Consider the following 16,301-nt stretch of genomic DNA (forward strand, 5'->3'; position numbering starts at 1 on the left):
ACCTCAACCGGAATCCGAACATGAAAAAATTTGCATGCAGCACCCTGCTCGCCGTCGCCGCCACCTCGCTCGTCCACGCCGAAGGCCTGTACGTGGGTGCCAACATCAGCCCGGCCAGCGACGGCAAGATCCAGTATGCGGCTGGCGGCGCGACAAGCCAGCGCGACGCGAGCGGCAAGGCGCTGCCTTTCGGCGTCTTCGCCGGCTATGAACTGACGCCGGCCTGGGCGCTGGAGGGCGGCTACCGCGCCAGCGGCGGCGCGACCCGCTTCGACCTCGACCCCGGCTACCGGCTCAGGGTGCGCCCCAGCGCCGCCTACCTGGCGGCGCGCGGCACCTGGCGTCTGGACGAGGACTGGTCGCTGTTCGCCAAGGCGGGCATGGCGCGCAGCCGCGTCAAATTCTCCATCGACGGCAGGAATGCGCCGCCCGGTGAATCGGCCGGCAAGACGGGCCTGTACGCGAGCGCGGGAGCGGCTTACCAGATCAACAAGGACGTGGCGCTGCAGCTCGAATGGGAGCACGCCCCGACAGTCAGATACGAAGGACTCGACAGCACGATGAACCGCATCGCGCTCGGTGTCCGTTTCGGTTTTTAAAGGATGGCATGCACAAGTTCGCTCCCCGTTTTTCTCCCCGGTTTTCTCCCCGGCTGTTGCTGCCGGCGCTGCTGCTGGCCGGCGGCGCCGGCGCGCAGATGATGCCCGACGGGAGCCGGGACATGTACGTGGGCGCGGCCGTCACGGGCAGCTCCGCGACGGACGATGGCGCGCCGCGCGCCGCCGTCCTGCGGCCGCTGCTGCAGGTCCAGTGGAGCAATGGCGTGTTCGTCTCGGCCAGCGGCGTGGCGGGCATGCACCTGTCGGCCACGCCGGGCATTGAATACGGCCCGCTGCTGGCCGCCAGCAATGCGCGCGATCCGGAAGATGGCTGGCGCCTGCGCGGCACGCGGAGCATCAAGGGCTCGCCCGACGTGGGCGGCTTTTATGGCTATTACCTGGGCGAGCAGATGCGCGTCACGTCGAACCTGGTGTACGACACGAGCGCGCACGGCTGGCGCGCGCAGCTCGCCGTGCAAAAGACCCTGCCCTCGCTGGCGGCCCATCATACGGTGACCCTGTCGGCCGGCGTGTCGCTGGCCAGCGGCGCCGTGATGGAGGAGCGCTACGCCGTCAGCGTTGCTGCCGGCGGCGCGCGCGACTACCGCCCGGCCGGCGGCGTCACCGCCATCGAGGCAGGCGTCAACTGGAACTGGGCGCTGAGCAGCAAGTGGCTGCTCAACAGCGCCGTCACGGGCACGCGGCTGGGCAGCGGGCCGGCCGGCAGTCCCGTCATCGAACGGCGCAACGTCATCAGCTGGTCCACCGGCCTCGGTTACCGGTTTTAAGCGGCATGCGCACATCCCTGCTTCTCGGCCTGGCATTGCTGCCCGCGTTCGCAGGCGCCCAGGAAGGCGGCGACTGGATCGCGTATCGCGACGCCTACCGCCACATGATCTGGTTCGAGAAGTACGGCAAGCCCAAGCAATTGCTGCAGCAGCATCTGCGCTTGCGTCCGCGCGACGCCAGCGTGTCCACGGATGGCTTGCGCCTGACCTTGCACGGCAAGGACGCGCAGCTGGCGCTGCCGCTCGATGCTTTGGGGCGCGCCGTTTTCCCGTTTTCCAAGGCTGCCTATGACGACAACGCGGAGCTGACCTGGAACCGCAAGCCGGGGCAGATCTCGTCAAGCGCCTGGGTCTCCATCGTCACGCGGCCCGATGGCGTGTATGCGGCGGCCGACCTGCGCGCCGCCTGCGAACAATTCCTCGCCTATACGCGCTACGCCGGCAGCGCTGGCGGCAAGCGCTGCGCCGGCGTGCAGTTTGCGTATGCGAGGACGGATGCGGCGCAAGTGCGCTATCAGGGCGGAGATGGCGCGGCGTTCCCGCTGGCGGCGCAGGACGGCCCCGCCTTTCCCGGCGACGCCGCCAGCGGCTTTCGCGTCTACGCCTTCCGTTTCCATGCGCATCCGGACGGGGGCCAGGTACTCACCGGCGGCACGCCGCTGGCGATCGCCGCCCTGCTGGAATAAGGCGGACCGCGCTCAGTGCGCGGCCGCCCCCGCCACGTGGGCGGCCCGGTTCCTGCGCGCCAGCCACGCCAGCGGCAACAGGGCCAGCAAGGCAGCCGCCACCCCGGCCCATGGCGACGACGCCATCAACTGGCGCGACACCATCAGCGCACCGAGCATGGAACCGAAGGAAATGCCGAGGTTGAACGCGGAAATATTCAGGCCCGAGGCAAAATCGACGGCTTGCGGCGTGTAGCGCTCGGCCGTGGCCAGCATGCCCGCCTGCAGGGCCGGCGACAGGCCGAAGGCGAACACGCCCCAGACGAACAGCATCACCGTCATCAGCCACTGGGACGTGATGGCCAGCGCCACGCCCACTTGCGTGGCGGCCAGCAACAGCAGCATCGATCGCAGGGCGTTTTGCCAGCCCAGGTGGCTCGTCAGGTAGCCGCCCGCCAGGTTGCCGGCAAAGGTGGCGACGCCGAACACGATCAGCAGGGCGCTGGCCATGGTGGCGGAAAAGCCCGTCACATCCGTCAGGATGGGCGTAATAAACGTGAACGCAGCAAAGCTGCTGCCGAAGCCGAAGGTGGTGACCGCCATCATCGTCAGGATGGGGCCGCTGCCGAGGGCCGCCAGCTGCGTCATGGCCTTGCCGCCCTTGCCCTGCTGCAAACCGGCCGGCAGCCAGCGCGCCATGGCGCCCAAACCCAGCGCAGCCAACACCACCACGGCAAAGAAGGGCAAGCGCCAGCCCATCAGGTTGCCGAGGAAGCTGCCGAACGGCACGCCGATCACCATGGCCAGCGTCAGTCCCGCAAACATCACGGAAATCGCCCTGCCCGCCTGCGCCTTGTTCACCAGGCTGGCGGCCACGGTGGCGCCGATGGCAAAAAAGGTGCCGTGCGCCACGGCCGTGATGACCCGTCCCGCCAGCAACAATTCGAACGTGTGGGAAAAGGCGGCCAGCAAATTACCGGCCAGGAACACGCTCATCAGCCCCAGCAAGGCCGCCTTGCGCGGCAAACGCGACATCAGCAGCACCAGCAGCGGCGTGCCGATGGCCAGCGCCAGCGCGTACAGGCTCACCAGCGAGCCGGCCGATTCGATGGAAATGTGCAAATCTTTTGCAATGGCGGGCAAGATGCCGACGACGATGAATTCGGTCACGCCGATGGCAAAGGCGCCGACGGCCAGCGCCAGCACGCCGGGCGGCATGGTGCTGGCTGAAGGGGAAACAGGGTGTGCGGTGGTCATGATGGCTCCAAAAAATAGTTCAAGCGGGCCAGTGTATCGAGATAAATACTTTTGATATAGACTCTAATAATGGAAACACCTGTGAAATGGATTCAATAATGGCCAGGCAAGACATCAACCGCGCGTTCGAGATGGCCGTGTTCGTGGCCGTGGTGGAAACGGGTGCCTTTTCCGCCGCCGCGCGCCGCCTGGCCCTGACGCCGTCGGCCGTCAGCAAGCTCGTCAATCGCCTGGAAGCGCGGCTCGGCGCCCGTTTGCTCCAGCGCAGCACACGCCAGCTGCATACGACGCCCGAGGGCGACGCCTTCTTCGTGCAGTGCAAGCGCATCCTCGACGATATCGATGGCGCCGAGCGCGAAGCATCGCAGGGCGCCGCGCCGCGCGGACGCCTGCGCATCAACTGTTTCGTGCCGTTCGGCGTGCGCCACCTGCTGCCCATCCTGCCCGAGTTCGCGCAGCGCTATCCCGACATCGTGCTCGACGTCGTCGTCAGCGACGCCATCGTCGACCTGCTGGAAGACCGCACCGACATCGCCATCCGCACGGGCACGCTGAAGGCATCGAACCTGGTGGCGCGCAAACTGGGCGAAGACACGATGGTCGTCGTCGCCTCGCCAGCCTACGTGGCGCGCCACGGCCTGCCGCGCACGCCGCAGGAATTATCTGAACACAATTTATTGGCCTTCAACTTCCGCTGCCAGAACGAAACGTGGCCCTTCCTCGACGGGAGCGGCGGCACCTTGCAGGTGGCGCCGCAGGGCAATACCTGCGTCAGCGATGGCGAAAGCATGCGCCAGCTGGTGCTGGCGGGCATGGGTCTCGGGCGCTTTTCGCGCCAGCACGTGCAGCGCGACATCGAGCAAGGCCGACTCATGCCAGTGCTGCAGGACTACAATCCCGGCGACAAGGAACTCGTGCACGCCGTCTTCGTGGGACCGGGCCTGCAAGTGCCGGCCAGGGTGCGCGTGATGCTCGATTATCTGCTGGAAAAAGTGCAGCTGGGATGAGCGCCGCCCGCCGGCATCGCGTCTTATAATCGGCCATATCGCTGAACTTCCAGGGAGCCGCGCCATGCATGATGACTTGATCCGCACCTTGCAAACCCGCTTCAGCCGGCACATGCACCGCCATCCGGGATGGACCTGGGACAAGGTGCTGGCGCGCTTGAACGCCGCTCCCGCCAGCCTGGTGGCATTGCAGAAAATGGAAGACACGGGCGGCGAACCGGACGTCATCGGGCACGCCGGCGAGACGGACGCCGTCACGTTTTGCGATTGCTCAACAGAAAGCCCGATCGGCCGGCGCAGCCTGTGTTTCGACGCGGCGGCCCTGGCTGCGCGCAAGGCCAACAAGCCGGCCGGCAGCGCGCTCGCCATGGCGCAGGCGATGGGCATCGCCTTGCTGACGCAGGCGCAGTACCGGCAGCTGCAAGAGCTGGAACCGTTCGACCGCAAGACCTCGAGCTGGATCGCCACGCCGGACAGCATCCGGGCGTTGGGCGGCGCCCTGTTTGGCGACCGCCGCTATGACCAGGTCTTCGTCTATCACAACGGCGCCGAATCGTATTATGCGAGCCGGGGCTTTCGCGGACTGCTGCGCGTCTGAGCGACGCCGGTTCAGACCGCCTCTTCCAGGCGCAATTGCCGGCCTTCATCGAGCATCAGCTCGAATTCGGCCGCCGGCACGGCCGGGCTGAACAGATAGCCTTGCAGCTGGTCGCAGCCGAGTTCGCGCAGGAAGCGCATCTGCTCGGCCGTTTCCACCCCTTCGGCGACGATTTCCTGGCGCAGCTGCTGCGCCATGGTGACGATGGCGCGGGCGATGGCGCAATCGTTTTCCTCGAAGGGCAAGCCGATGACGAAGGAGCGGTCGATTTTCAATGTGCTGATGGGGAATTTCTTCAGGTAGGCGAGGCTGGAATAGCCGGTGCCGAAGTCGTCCAGCGCCAGCGCCAGTCCCATGGCCACCAGCTGGTTCATGATGCCGATGACCTTGTCGGCGCCGCGCATCAGCAGGCTTTCCGTGATTTCCAGCATGATCTGGTCGGGCCGCACCTGGTAGCGCTCGAGTACGGCCGCTATGCGCGCCGGCAACTGTTCATCGAACTGGCGCGCCGACAGGTTGACGGCGATGGCCGGCATGTGCAGGCCACGGTCTTCCCAGCTGCGGATCTGGCGGCACGCCTCGTCCAGCACCCAGGTGCCCAGCTCCAGAATCAGACTGGTTTCCTCGGCGACGGGGATGAAGACGCCGGGCGAAACCATGCCGCGCATCGGATGCTTCCAGCGCAGCAAGGCTTCCGCGCCTACGATGCGTCCGCTGGCCAGGCTCACTTTCGGCTGGTAATGCAATTCCAGCTCCTTGTCGCCGAGCGCCAGCCGCATTTCGCTTTCCAGGCGCAGATGCTCCTTGGCCCTGCGGTTCATGTCTTCGCGGTAGAACAGGAAGGTCGATTCGATGGTCTGCCCCGCCTTGGCCACGGCCACGTCGGCAAAGCGGAACAGGGCCGGCGCTTCCAGGCCGTCTTCCGGATACACGGTGATGCCGATGCTGGCGCCCACGTGCAGCGCGTGCGCGTCGATATTGATCGGCGCCTCGAGCAGGTTGAGCAGCTTTTGCGCCACGTTGGCCGCGTGTTCGCGCTTTTCGATGTGCAGCAGGGCCACGACGAATTTGCTGTTGTCGACGCGGGCCAGGATGTCCGCGTCGCGCAGGGCGCCGCGGAACAGCTGGCCGATGGCGATCACCAGCTGGTCGCCCACTTCATGGCCCAGCGTGTCGCTGATGGAACCGATGCGGCTGATGTCGATGACCATCAGCGCGCCATGCGTGCCTTGCCGTTTCGCTTCGGCCAGACCCTGGTCGACCAGCTGGTTCAGCAGGCAGCGGTTGGGCAAGCCCGTCAGGCTGTCGTAGTTGGCCATGCGCTGCATGCGCGCCTCGGCATCCTTGTGCACCGAGATATCGGAAAACAGGGAAAATACATGGCTGATTTCGCCGAATTCGTCGCGCACGACGCTGATGGTGACGTCTTGCGGGAACAGTTCGCCATTCTTGCGCTTGCCGATGATTTCGCCGCGCCAGGAGCCGTGACCGCGCATGGCGGCGCGCACCTTGGCGCGGAAATCCGGATCGTGCACGCCCGAGCGCAGCAAGTCCGGCGTGCGGCCGATGGCTTCGGCCGGCGAATAGCCGGTGATGCGGGAAAACGAGCTGTTGATCGAGACGATGCGCTCTTCCGCATCCGTGATCAGCACGGCTTGCTCGCTGTCTTCGATGATGCGGGCGTGCAACCGGACCTTGTCCACGTCGGACAGCGGCTCGCTCATGGCCGACAGGCGCACGGCCATGCCGCAGCCCTTGCCCGCCTGGTCGTGGATCACATGGCGGTGCATGCGCAGCCATGTCACCATGCCCGACTTCTTGCGCCGGCGCACATCGGTGGCCACGTCGCCCTGCGTGAAATGCAGTTCCAGCACGCTCGCTTCCGCGTCGTCTTCCGGATACAAAAACAGGATGTGCTGGCCCAGGGCTTCCAGTTCGGAATAGCCGAACATCTGTTCGGCGCCATGGTTCCAGCCGATCAAAAAGCCGTCGGGATCGATTTCCAGCAAGGCGTCGGGGGGCGCCACGCGCACCACGGGCCGGCTGGCGCCGCGCAGCCGCTCCAGCTCTTCCTCCAGCCGCGCCAGGGTGGCGGCCTGCTGCGGGCCCGCCTGTTCACGGGCATCCTGGGCCAGGCGCAGGCACAGCGCGACCTTCGCCTCAAGCATGGCAACCCCACTCTTGGACCAGGTCAGGGGAAGGTATCAGGGGCGCTGCGGTGTGTGTAATCATCAAAATCCCACTGTGGGGCGTGGAGGTCGGGCGGGAAATACTGTGAATATGGTAACTTAAAAGTGTTGGCGTATGTCAACATTTTAAGGCCTACGCCGAATGGCCGGGCAGATGTTGCGCCAGGCGAGCAAACACATCAGGTTCGCGCATGCGCGCCATCCACCAGCGCAGCGCGGCGCCATCCTCGCCCACTCTCCAGGCCAGGTAAAACGTTTCCGACGGTTTCGGCTCTTCCACGGCCTTTTCCACCAGCAAGCCACGCGCGATGGCGGCGCGCGCGCACGGCCCCGGCAGGAAGCCAAAGCCCAGCCCCAGCACCTGGTAATCGAACTTGACCTGCATGTTCGGCACGCTCAAGGCATCTTGCCCCAGCAGCAGCCCCACCGTGCGCGGCGCCATCTGGCGCGCCGAATCGGCCACCACCACGGCCCGGTGCTGCTGCAAATGGCCGCGCGACAAGGGTTCGGCCACCTGCGCCAGCGGATGCGTGGGCGCCACGGTAAAGACGAAGTCGAGCATGCCGATCGGCTGCGCGATATAGCCGCCGCCCGCCGGCCCGTCGCCTGGCGCGCCCACCAGCAAATCGGCGCGCCGGTCCAGCAACGCCTCCCAGGTACCCGACAGGGTGTCTTGCGACAGGCGCAAGCGCGTCTGCTGCGCCACGTCGTAAAAGGCGCGCACGTCGTCGGCCAGGGCCACGGCGGAAAACATGGAATCGATGCCGATGGACAATTCCGTTTCCCAGCCGGACGCCACCCTGCGCACGCGGTGTTCGAGGTCCTGCGCCGCCTTCAGCAAATACCTGCCCTCTTTCAGCAATTCCTGGCCAGCCGCCGTCAACATGACTTTCGGGCCATTGCGCTGGAACACCTGCACGCCCAGGTCGTCCTCGAGCTTGGCCACCGTATAGGAAATGGTGGACGGGACTTTATGCAACTCCTTGCCGGCCGACGAGAACGATCCACGGCGGTCGATGGCGTCGACGATTTGCAGCGCTTCCAGGCTCAGTCTTAACATTCGATTTTTTCGATCATAGGTCGCAAGATTTTCCGTTTTTCTTTCTCTTCTGAGGCGCCTATACTTTGTTCATCGTACAGCGAAGGGCAGAGAGAAGCCAAGGCATAGCGCCAGGCAACGGTCCTTCGAAATTATCGCACATTAACCTTTAGAAACGGAGTTCACCATGTTACAGATTCGTCATAGCGAAGAACGCGGCGCCGCCAACCACGGCTGGCTCAATTCCCACCACAGCTTTTCCTTCGGCAGCTACCACGATCCGCTGCACATGGGCTTTGGCCCCCTTCTGGTGATCAATGAAGACCGGGTCACGCCAGGCCAGGGTTTCGGCACGCACGGCCACCGCGACATGGAAATCATTTCGTATGTGCTCGACGGCGCGCTCGAGCACAAGGACAGCATGGGCACCGGTTCCGTGCTGCACTACGGCGATGTGCAGCGCATGAGCGCCGGCAGCGGCGTGCGCCACAGCGAGTTCAACCATTCAAACACGGATGGCTTGCACTTCCTGCAGATCTGGATCCAGCCGAACGTGACGGGCATTCCCCCCAGCTATGAAGAGAAACACTTCACGCCGGAAAGCAAACGGGGCAAGCTGCGCTTGATCGCCTCGTCCGACGGCCGCCAGGGTTCCGTGCTGATCCACCAGGATGCGGCCATCTACGCCAGCATCCTGCAGGAAGGCGAGCAAGCCGAACATGCGCTGGAAGAAGGCCGCCTCGCCTACGTGCACCTGATCCGCGGCAGCCTGGTCGTCAACGGCACGCCCTTGAAAGCGGGCGATGCGCTGAAACTGACGCAGGAAGCGGCCGTGATCCTCACGCAAGCAGAGGACGCAGAGTTTCTGGTCTTCGATTTACCGAAATAATTGATAAATACAAAGAAAGAGAAAATCATGGAAAACAGAACCAACGTATTGCTGCCCCTCGGCCGTGCCGCCCTTGGCGTGCTGTTCTTTGTCTCGGGCCTGCTGAAAATCGGCGGCTTTGCGGGGGTGGCCGGCTACATGGCCAGCCAGGGCTTGCCGATCGCCAATATCTTGCTGGTGGGCGTGATCGCCCTGGAAGTGGGCGGCGGCCTGCTGCTGATCACGGGGTGGCAGGCGCGCTGGGCGGCGCTGGCCCTGGCGCTGTTCCTGATTCCGACCACCGTGATCTTCCACGCCTTCTGGAGCGCCGATGCGGCCCACTTCCAGGACCAGCTGACGAATTTCCTGAAGAACCTGTCCATCTTCGGCGGCATGCTCTTGCTGGTGGAGCGCGGCTTTCGCCAGGCCAAGTGAGGCCAAGGCTGCCTGACCGGACGGACCCGTCATCGACGCGTCCGGTCCGGCCGGCAGCCTGTCATCGTTTTGTCATCAAGCTGACATGGCGCTGTCACATACGCTGACTATCATGCGGTTGCCTTTAAATCACGCAACCACAGGACATCGCAGCCCATGAACAAGCCCAACGATCTGGCCATCCGCGCCACCGATCTGAACGACATCGACAGCAACGCGTCCCACGACAACCATTTCAACAGCATCCTGAACGCCCGCCTGAGCCGCCGCAACTGGCTGCGCGGCAGCGCCGTCACGGCCGCTACCGCCGTCATGGGTTCGATGGGTCTGTCCGCCTGTGGCGGCGGCAGCGATGCGGCGGCCGTCACACCGACGCCAACGCCGGCACCCGAAAAACTGCTGGCCTTCACGGCCGTGCCGAAAAGCCTGGCCGACGTCGTGTCGGTGCCGGCCGGCTACACGGCCACCGCGCTGTATGCGCTGGGCGACTCGCTGCGCGCGGCCACGCCAGCCTACAAGAATGACGGCAGCGATACCGATTTCGACAACCGCGCCGGCGACCACCACGACGGCATGGAATACTACGGCCTGTCCGCCGCCGGCGCGCCGCTGGCCTCCGGCGCCGAACGGGGCTTGCTGGCGATGAACCACGAAGCGACCACGGACGAAAAACTGTCCTCGCACTTCCTGCACGTGAATGGCGGCACCACCACGCTGCCGCGCCCCGCCGCCGAAGTCGACAAGGAAGTGGCCGTCCACGGCCTGAGCGTGGTGGAAGTCAAAAAGACGGGCAGCGCCTGGGCCACCGTCAACGATTCCGCCTTCAACCGCCGCGTCACGCCGCTGACGGACATCGAGCTTGCCGGCCCCGTGCGCGGCAACGCCCTCGTGGTGACCAAGTATTCGCCGACCGGCACCAAGACGCGCGGCACCATCAACAACTGCGGCACGGGCAAGTCGCCATGGGGCAGCTACCTCTCCGGCGAAGAAAACTGGGCCGGCTACTTCACGCGCTCGGCCACCGACAACGCGGCGCGCGGCGACAAGTCCGTGGTGTCGCTGAACCGCTATGGCCGCAGCCAGGGCGGCGCCTCGCGCCACGGCTGGGAAACGGGCGGCAGCGACGACAAATACGCGCGCTGGAACCTGAGCAAGATCGGCGCATCAGCCGACGGCAGCGACGATTACCGCAATGAATTGAACGGCATGGGCTACATCGTCGAGATGGACCCGTACGACAAGACCAAGGCGATCCGCAAGCGCACGGCGCTGGGCCGCTACGCGCACGAAAGCGCCGCCTTCAGCGTGCCAACCGTGGGCCAGCAGCTGGCCGTCTACATGGGCGACGATTCGCGCAACGAATACATCTACAAATTCGTCACGACGGCCGTCTGGGCCGCCGCGGATGCGACGCCTGCGGACCGTATCGCCACCGGCGACAAATACCTCGATTCGGGCAAGCTGTACGTGGCCAAGCTGGCCGCCGACGGCACGGGCCAGTGGATCGAGTTGTCCCTGTCGAACGCGCAGATCCAGGCGTACGGCGCCTACAAGTTCGCCGACCTGGCCGACGTGCTGGTCAATGCCCGCCTGGCGGCCGACGCCGTGGGCGCGACGAAGATGGACCGTCCGGAATGGTGCTCGGTCAACCCGGCCAATGGCGAGATCTATTACACGCTGACCAACAACTCGAACCGCACCGTCAATCCGAGCGGCTCGTCGCAGCTGGCGCCCGACAGCGCCAACCCGCGCGCCTACACGGACATGAAGGGCAGCAGCGCGCAGAACGGCAATCCGAACGGCCACATCATCCGCTTCAAGGAAGGCACGGGCGCGGCCGCGGCCACCAGCTTTACGTGGGATGTCTACCTGTTTGGCGCCGAGAGCGGCGCCGACGCCAGCAAGATCAACCTGTCGAACCTGACGGCCGACCAGGATTTCTCGAGCCCGGACGGCCTGGCCTTCAGCCCCTACACGGGCATCTGCTGGATCCAGACGGACGATGGCGCGTACACGGACGTGACCAACTGCATGATGCTCGCGGCCATTCCCGGCAAAGTGGGCGACGGCGCCAAGTCCACCCTGAACTACGCCACGGCGGCCGGCGGCAACCTGGCGGTCGACACCTTCATCGGCAAGAAACCCACGGCCGACACGCTCAAGCGCTTCCTGGTGGGGCCGGTCGGCTCGGAAATCACGGGCATCAGCGAAACGCCCGACGGCAAGACCATGTTCATCAATATCCAGCATCCGGGCGAAAACACCGCGCTGGCCAACATCGGCGATCCGTCCAAGTACACGAGCCAATGGCCGGCCAACGCCGGTTACGGCGCCGGCAAGCGCCCCCGCTCGGCCACCATCGTGATTACCAAGAACGACGGCGGCCGCATCGGCAGTTGATGTGACGTGCCTGGCGGCGGCATCCGCCAGGCATAGCCCGCCATCGACCTTGTAAAAGGAGGAAGTGCCCCTAAGTAAGGTTCATCACCAGACATTGCAACGACCGAATGGCAGCCAGGGAAAACGTTTCCCTGCTTTTTGGTATGATGGCAAGGCGCGCCGGCACCGGAGTGGTGTCGCGCGCCTTTTATTTTTGACAATTACTTATATGAGCACAACCATGCAAAGCGGCGCAGACCTCCTGGCGACAGGCGAATTGGATTACACGACTTCCTGCGCACTGCCGACGCCGTGGGCCCAGTTCACCCTGCACGCCTTTGTCGAGCACGCCACGGGCAAGGAACACCTGGCCATGGTGCTGGGCGATATCGGCAACGGCGAACCGGTGCTGGCGCGCGTGCATTCCGAGTGCCTGACGGGCGACGTGCTGTTTTCGCAGCGCTGCGACTGCGGTGCCCAGCTCGAGGGTGCCTTGAAACGCATCGCCGAGGAAGGCCGCGGCATCTTGCTGTACCTGCGCCAGGAAGGGCGCGGCATTGGCCTGATCAATAAAATCCGCGCCTACCGCCTGCAAGAAGCAGGCGCCGACACGGTGCAGGCGAATGAACAGCTGGGCTTCAAGGCTGACGCGCGCAACTACACCTTGTGCAAACCCATGTTTGCGCAATTCGGCATCCACAGCCTGCGTTTGATGACGAACAATCCGCGCAAGATCGCGGCCATGGAAGCGCTGGGCATCACGGTGGCCGAACGGGTGCCGCTGCTGGTCAACCGCAATGCGTTCAACCAGCACTACCTGAATACCAAGCAAAGCAAACTGGGCCACATGATGACGCCGGAAACGGCGCCGGCGCTGGAAGACGGCGCCCTGTAATTGCCAACCGGCTTGCCGCGCCGGCGCGGCAGCGCGCCCCCCGTTTCGCTCCTGCTCACGCACAAAGGATGCATGAAATTCTCTGACTACGCCTGCTTGCTGGCCAGCCTGTGCGCTGGCGCAGGCGCCCACGCGGCCCCGGCCCCGGCGCCGGCGCCAGCCGCGGCCACCGCCGCTTCGACTCCCCCCGCCAAGCCGCCGCCGGCCACCGCCGCGCCTGCCGCCACCGAACATGCGGCCCTGCCGCCGCCCTCGTCGGCCGCGCAAAAACTGTACACGGCCGCGCGCGCCGACATCCTGCAAGTGCGCGTGCTGCTGAAAAACGGCCGCACGCAATCGTCCGTCGGCTCGGGCTTTTTGATCGGCACGGGCGACTTGGTGGTGAGCAACTATCACGTCGTGTCGCAATTCGCCCTCGACCCGGACACCTATGTGGGCGAATGGGTCGACACGAGCGGCCAGCGGGGCAATGTGGAATTGCTGGCCGTCGACGTGCTGCACGACCTGGCCGTGCTGCGCGTGAACCGCCATGGCACGGGCTTTTTCAAGATGCCGGAAGCGCTGGCACCCCTGACGCAGGGCCAGTACCTGTACTCGATGGGCAACCCGCTGGACCTGGGTTTCGCCATTTCGGAAGGCTCGTACAACGGCGTCGTCACGCGCAGCTTCTACGACCAGCTGATGTTTACGGGACCGATCAATTCCGGCATGAGCGGCGGCCCCAGCGTCACTGCGAATGGCGACGTCGCGGGCGTGAACGTGTCGAAACGCCTCGACGGCGAACTCGTCAGTTTTCTCGTGCCGGCCCGCTATGCCCAGCAATTGCTGGCCAAGGTCGCGCAGCAAGGCAAGCCGCCGAAAGACTTCAAGCCGCTGGTGACGGCGCAACTGCTGGCGCACCAGGACGTCATGCTGGCGCGCCTGCTCGACACGCGGTTGAGCTTGAAAGCCATGGGCCCGTACCGCGTGCCCGTGCGCGAGTCCGACCAGATGCGCTGCTGGGGGCGCTCCAACGTCAAGTCCGACAAGCCTTATTTGCTCGACAACACCAGTTGCGCCATGGAGTCGGCCATCTTCATTTCCGGCGCCCTGCAGACGGGGCAGGTGTCGATGCGCCACGAATTCCTGCGCAGCAGCGAACTGGGCCCGCTGCGCTTTTCCGAGCTGGCCAGCGCCTCGTTCAAGAATGAAAGTTTCGGCAGCTACAAGAGCGCGCACCTGACAGGCCCCCATTGCACCGAACAGTTCGTCAAGAACAAGACCCTGCCCCTGCGCGCCGTGCTGTGCGTGCGCGCCTACCGCAAGTTTACGGGCCTGTACGACTTTGCCCTGCTGGCCGCCAGCACCGATGAGCCACTGATGAGCCTGCAAAGCCGCATCGACGCGCGCGGCGTGTCCTACGCCAACGGCATGCGCGTCACGCGCACCTTCCTCGAAGCGCTGTCGCGGGAAAGCAGCCGCAAGCCATGAAGCCGCCCTATTACCTTGAAATCCTCGCCGAGAATGGCGAAGTGCAGCGGCGCCAGCGGATGGAGTCCCTGCCGATCCGCATCGGCCGCGGCTATGACAACGACTTCATCCTCGACGATCCGCATACGGCGGCCGAGCACGCCATTGTCGAGGACGATGGCGCAGGCGGCCTGCTGCTGCGCGACTTGGGCAGCCATAACGGCGTGATCCACCGGGGACAGCGTCAAGCGCAAGTGGCCCTGAACGGCAACAGCATCGTGCGCCTGGGCCACACGCGCCTGCGCGTGCGCGCCAGCGACCATCCGGTGGCGCCCGAACTGGGCGACACGACCAGGCATGACTGGGAAGGCTTGCGCCCGGCCGTCGCCGGCCTGGCCATGATCGGCGCTTCGGCCGCCTTCAGCAACTGGCTCAGCGATGCCGATGCCTTCGATCCGATTTCCTACCTGATGATCATCGCCACCGCGCTGGCCGGCGGCCTCGTGTGGTCGTCGATCTGGGCCGTGGCGAACCGTCTGTTCGGCCATGTGGCGCGCTTCGGCCGCCACCTGTTCATCATCGGTTGCGGCTTGCTGGCCATGGAAGTGTGGGAACTGGGCAGCAAGGTGGCGGCGTATGCGTTCTCGCTGGAAGCGCTGACGCGCTACGGACGGCATGTGTTCATCGTCATCGTCTGCGCCATGATCTACTACCATTTGTGCACGATCAAGCCCCAGCATCCGCGCCGCTTCGGCCTCGTCGCCGTCGTGCTGGCCATCCTTGGCTCGACCCTGATTTTGCTGAGCAACCTGCAGATCAGCGGCCGCCTGGCCGACGAGGCGTACATGTCGGCGATCTACCCGCCGGCCTTGCGCCTGAGCCCGAATCACACGACGGATGCCTTCTTCCGCGACGCGGCCAGCCTGCAGCGCGCCGTCGACGCCGAACGGGGCAAGGCGGCCAAGGGCGCCGACGAAGACGAAGACAGCGGCGATTGACGATGCAAGCGCCGCCAGGCAAAAAGCCCGCCGAGTCCTGACAGACCGGCGGGCTTTTTTTAAGTGCGCCGCGAGGCGCGCAGCGTATCGCTGTTTAGAACTTGGCTTCCTGCTTGCGGCGCGCCGTAAAGCCCAGCAAGCCCAGGCCGACCAGCAGCATGGCGTAGGTGGTTGGCTCAGGGACGGCCGAGATCAAGCCATCGTTGGCGCCGAAGCTGACGAAATTGCTGTTGCCCGCCTTGAACTGCGCTTGCTGGCCGCCATCGCAGCAACCTTCCAGGCCATAAATGCTCAGGGTATGGTTACCGGCCGACAAGGCGCTCGAACCGCTGAGGAACTGGCTGCCATTGTTGTAGTTGCCTGCCCACCACATGTCATTGCTCTTGAAGTCCAGCGCCACGCCGTCCAGGAACAGGGCGCCGCCCTTGCCGAAGTCAACGCCGCTGCGGAAGCTCCAGGCGCCCGCATCGGCCGCGCTGACGCCAAAGTTGATGACGGATTTGAAAGCGATGTTCGAGCCGCTGCCGAACAAGCCGCTGTTGTTGACGTTATCGTAGCTGGCAATCGTCGTCGAGCCATAGCCGGCGCCTGGCGTGGCCACGGCGGCGTTCACTGCGGATTCATAGGCGGCGGCGGAGCTTTGCGCGCCAGCGTTCGAATAGCCGGTGGACACGGTGATGGTGCTGGCGTTCGCGTGGGCAAACGCACCGACAACGATCAGGGACAGGGCGATTTTAGGCAAGTTTTTCATGATGGTATCCAGTAAGTAAGTATTCAGTGGGCGCAGCAAGGGGCACTGGAGCTGAATACACGCTGCATTGAGGCGTGTCGGCATAGCGCCAGGAATTGCAAGGATGAGCGGTCGGGGGCGTGAACTTCCGCGTGACAATGCGGACTTGCGGCGTGCCATGGCGGCACTGCAAGCGTCCTGGAAAGGGTTCGGGTTCCCGGGACAAGGCCAGACAATTGACGGGTCAGGTAAGACGATGGAGCTATTCTAGCGTAAATTCCCCAGAAGAAAAGTATTTTTCTTTTGACCATGAAAGATATTTTTCTGACAATCACCTGCCCAGCGGCAGAAAAGCGCCAGCTTCCACTCTGGCGCGACGGCCATCTGCGGCGCGCGGCATGTCGC

General features: G+C 64.8%; 15 protein-coding genes. 11 read left to right on the forward strand and 4 right to left on the reverse strand.

All coding sequences use genetic code 11. The annotated features are described in order from the left end of the window. Positions 1 to 20: 20 nt before the first annotated feature. From AC1RBA_RS07125 to AC1RBA_RS07135, 3 genes are read left to right on the forward strand one after another with little or no spacing between them, the layout of a single operon-like run. Positions 21 to 599 (forward strand): porin family protein, encoded by a 579-nt coding sequence (locus AC1RBA_RS07125; protein WP_492417406.1) that lies wholly within the window; start codon positions 21 to 23, stop codon positions 597 to 599. Positions 600 to 607: 8 nt separating this feature from the next. Next, positions 608 to 1,387 (forward strand): MipA/OmpV family protein, encoded by a 780-nt coding sequence (locus tag AC1RBA_RS07130; protein ID WP_492417408.1) that lies wholly within the window; start codon positions 608 to 610, stop codon positions 1,385 to 1,387. A gap of 5 nt (positions 1,388 to 1,392) precedes the next feature. After that, positions 1,393 to 2,073: a hypothetical protein gene (locus AC1RBA_RS07135; protein WP_492403178.1), complete on the forward strand. Its 681-nt coding sequence runs from the start codon at positions 1,393 to 1,395 to the stop codon at positions 2,071 to 2,073. 12 nt (positions 2,074 to 2,085) lie between these two features. Here AC1RBA_RS07135 and AC1RBA_RS07140 read toward each other — a convergent pair whose 3' ends face one another. Then, positions 2,086 to 3,309: an MFS transporter gene (locus AC1RBA_RS07140; RefSeq protein ID WP_492417410.1), complete on the reverse strand. Its 1,224-nt coding sequence runs from the start codon at positions 3,307 to 3,309 to the stop codon at positions 2,086 to 2,088. Between the two features lie 86 nt (positions 3,310 to 3,395). Between AC1RBA_RS07140 and AC1RBA_RS07145 the strand changes: the two genes are divergently transcribed. Both AC1RBA_RS07145 and AC1RBA_RS07150 read left to right on the forward strand, forming a co-directional pair. Next, entirely contained in the window at positions 3,396 to 4,316 is a 921-nt protein-coding gene (locus tag AC1RBA_RS07145) for a LysR family transcriptional regulator (protein ID WP_492417412.1), read from the forward strand. Between the two features lie 64 nt (positions 4,317 to 4,380). Further along, positions 4,381 to 4,914: a DUF4256 domain-containing protein gene (locus tag AC1RBA_RS07150; RefSeq protein WP_070224084.1), complete on the forward strand. Its 534-nt coding sequence runs from the start codon at positions 4,381 to 4,383 to the stop codon at positions 4,912 to 4,914. 11 nt (positions 4,915 to 4,925) lie between these two features. Here AC1RBA_RS07150 and AC1RBA_RS07155 read toward each other — a convergent pair whose 3' ends face one another. Next, positions 4,926 to 7,082, reverse strand: a complete 2,157-nt coding sequence (locus AC1RBA_RS07155; protein WP_070288739.1) for a putative bifunctional diguanylate cyclase/phosphodiesterase — start codon at positions 7,080 to 7,082, stop codon at positions 4,926 to 4,928. A gap of 154 nt (positions 7,083 to 7,236) precedes the next feature. Beyond that, positions 7,237 to 8,163: a LysR family transcriptional regulator gene (locus tag AC1RBA_RS07160; RefSeq protein ID WP_070224088.1), complete on the reverse strand. Its 927-nt coding sequence runs from the start codon at positions 8,161 to 8,163 to the stop codon at positions 7,237 to 7,239. A gap of 166 nt (positions 8,164 to 8,329) precedes the next feature. Between AC1RBA_RS07160 and AC1RBA_RS07165 the strand changes: the two genes are divergently transcribed. From AC1RBA_RS07165 to AC1RBA_RS07190, 6 genes are all read left to right on the forward strand, one after another. After that, positions 8,330 to 9,031: a pirin family protein gene (locus AC1RBA_RS07165; RefSeq protein WP_070311375.1), complete on the forward strand. Its 702-nt coding sequence runs from the start codon at positions 8,330 to 8,332 to the stop codon at positions 9,029 to 9,031. Positions 9,032 to 9,058: 27 nt separating this feature from the next. Further along, positions 9,059 to 9,445 carry a DoxX family protein gene (locus AC1RBA_RS07170; RefSeq protein ID WP_492417414.1) on the forward strand — a complete coding sequence of 129 codons (387 nt, stop codon included), beginning with the start codon at positions 9,059 to 9,061 and terminating at the stop codon, positions 9,443 to 9,445. A 156-nt stretch (positions 9,446 to 9,601) separates the two neighbouring features. Next, positions 9,602 to 11,845 carry a PhoX family protein gene (locus AC1RBA_RS07175; protein WP_492417416.1) on the forward strand — a complete coding sequence of 748 codons (2,244 nt, stop codon included), beginning with the start codon at positions 9,602 to 9,604 and terminating at the stop codon, positions 11,843 to 11,845. 220 nt (positions 11,846 to 12,065) lie between these two features. Then, on the forward strand, positions 12,066 to 12,719 hold the full coding sequence (ribA, locus tag AC1RBA_RS07180; protein WP_070224093.1) for a GTP cyclohydrolase II: 654 nt from the start codon (positions 12,066 to 12,068) through the stop codon (positions 12,717 to 12,719). Positions 12,720 to 12,791: 72 nt separating this feature from the next. Beyond that, positions 12,792 to 14,189 carry a S1 family peptidase gene (locus AC1RBA_RS07185; RefSeq protein ID WP_492417418.1) on the forward strand — a complete coding sequence of 466 codons (1,398 nt, stop codon included), beginning with the start codon at positions 12,792 to 12,794 and terminating at the stop codon, positions 14,187 to 14,189. Continuing rightward, on the forward strand, positions 14,186 to 15,166 hold the full coding sequence (locus tag AC1RBA_RS07190; protein ID WP_492417420.1) for an FHA domain-containing protein: 981 nt from the start codon (positions 14,186 to 14,188) through the stop codon (positions 15,164 to 15,166). The genes AC1RBA_RS07185 and AC1RBA_RS07190 overlap by 4 nt, the downstream gene beginning before the upstream one ends. Before the next feature lie 94 nt (positions 15,167 to 15,260). Here the strand turns inward: AC1RBA_RS07190 and AC1RBA_RS07195 are convergent, their stop codons facing one another. Continuing rightward, the gene (locus AC1RBA_RS07195) at positions 15,261 to 15,917 is read right to left on the reverse strand and encodes a CCXG family PEP-CTERM protein (protein WP_070311446.1); all 657 of its coding nucleotides are present in this window, start codon (positions 15,915 to 15,917) and stop codon (positions 15,261 to 15,263) included. Between the last annotated feature and the right edge of the window lie 384 nt (positions 15,918 to 16,301).

The organism is Janthinobacterium sp. GW823-FHT03B06, assembly GCF_058796955.1.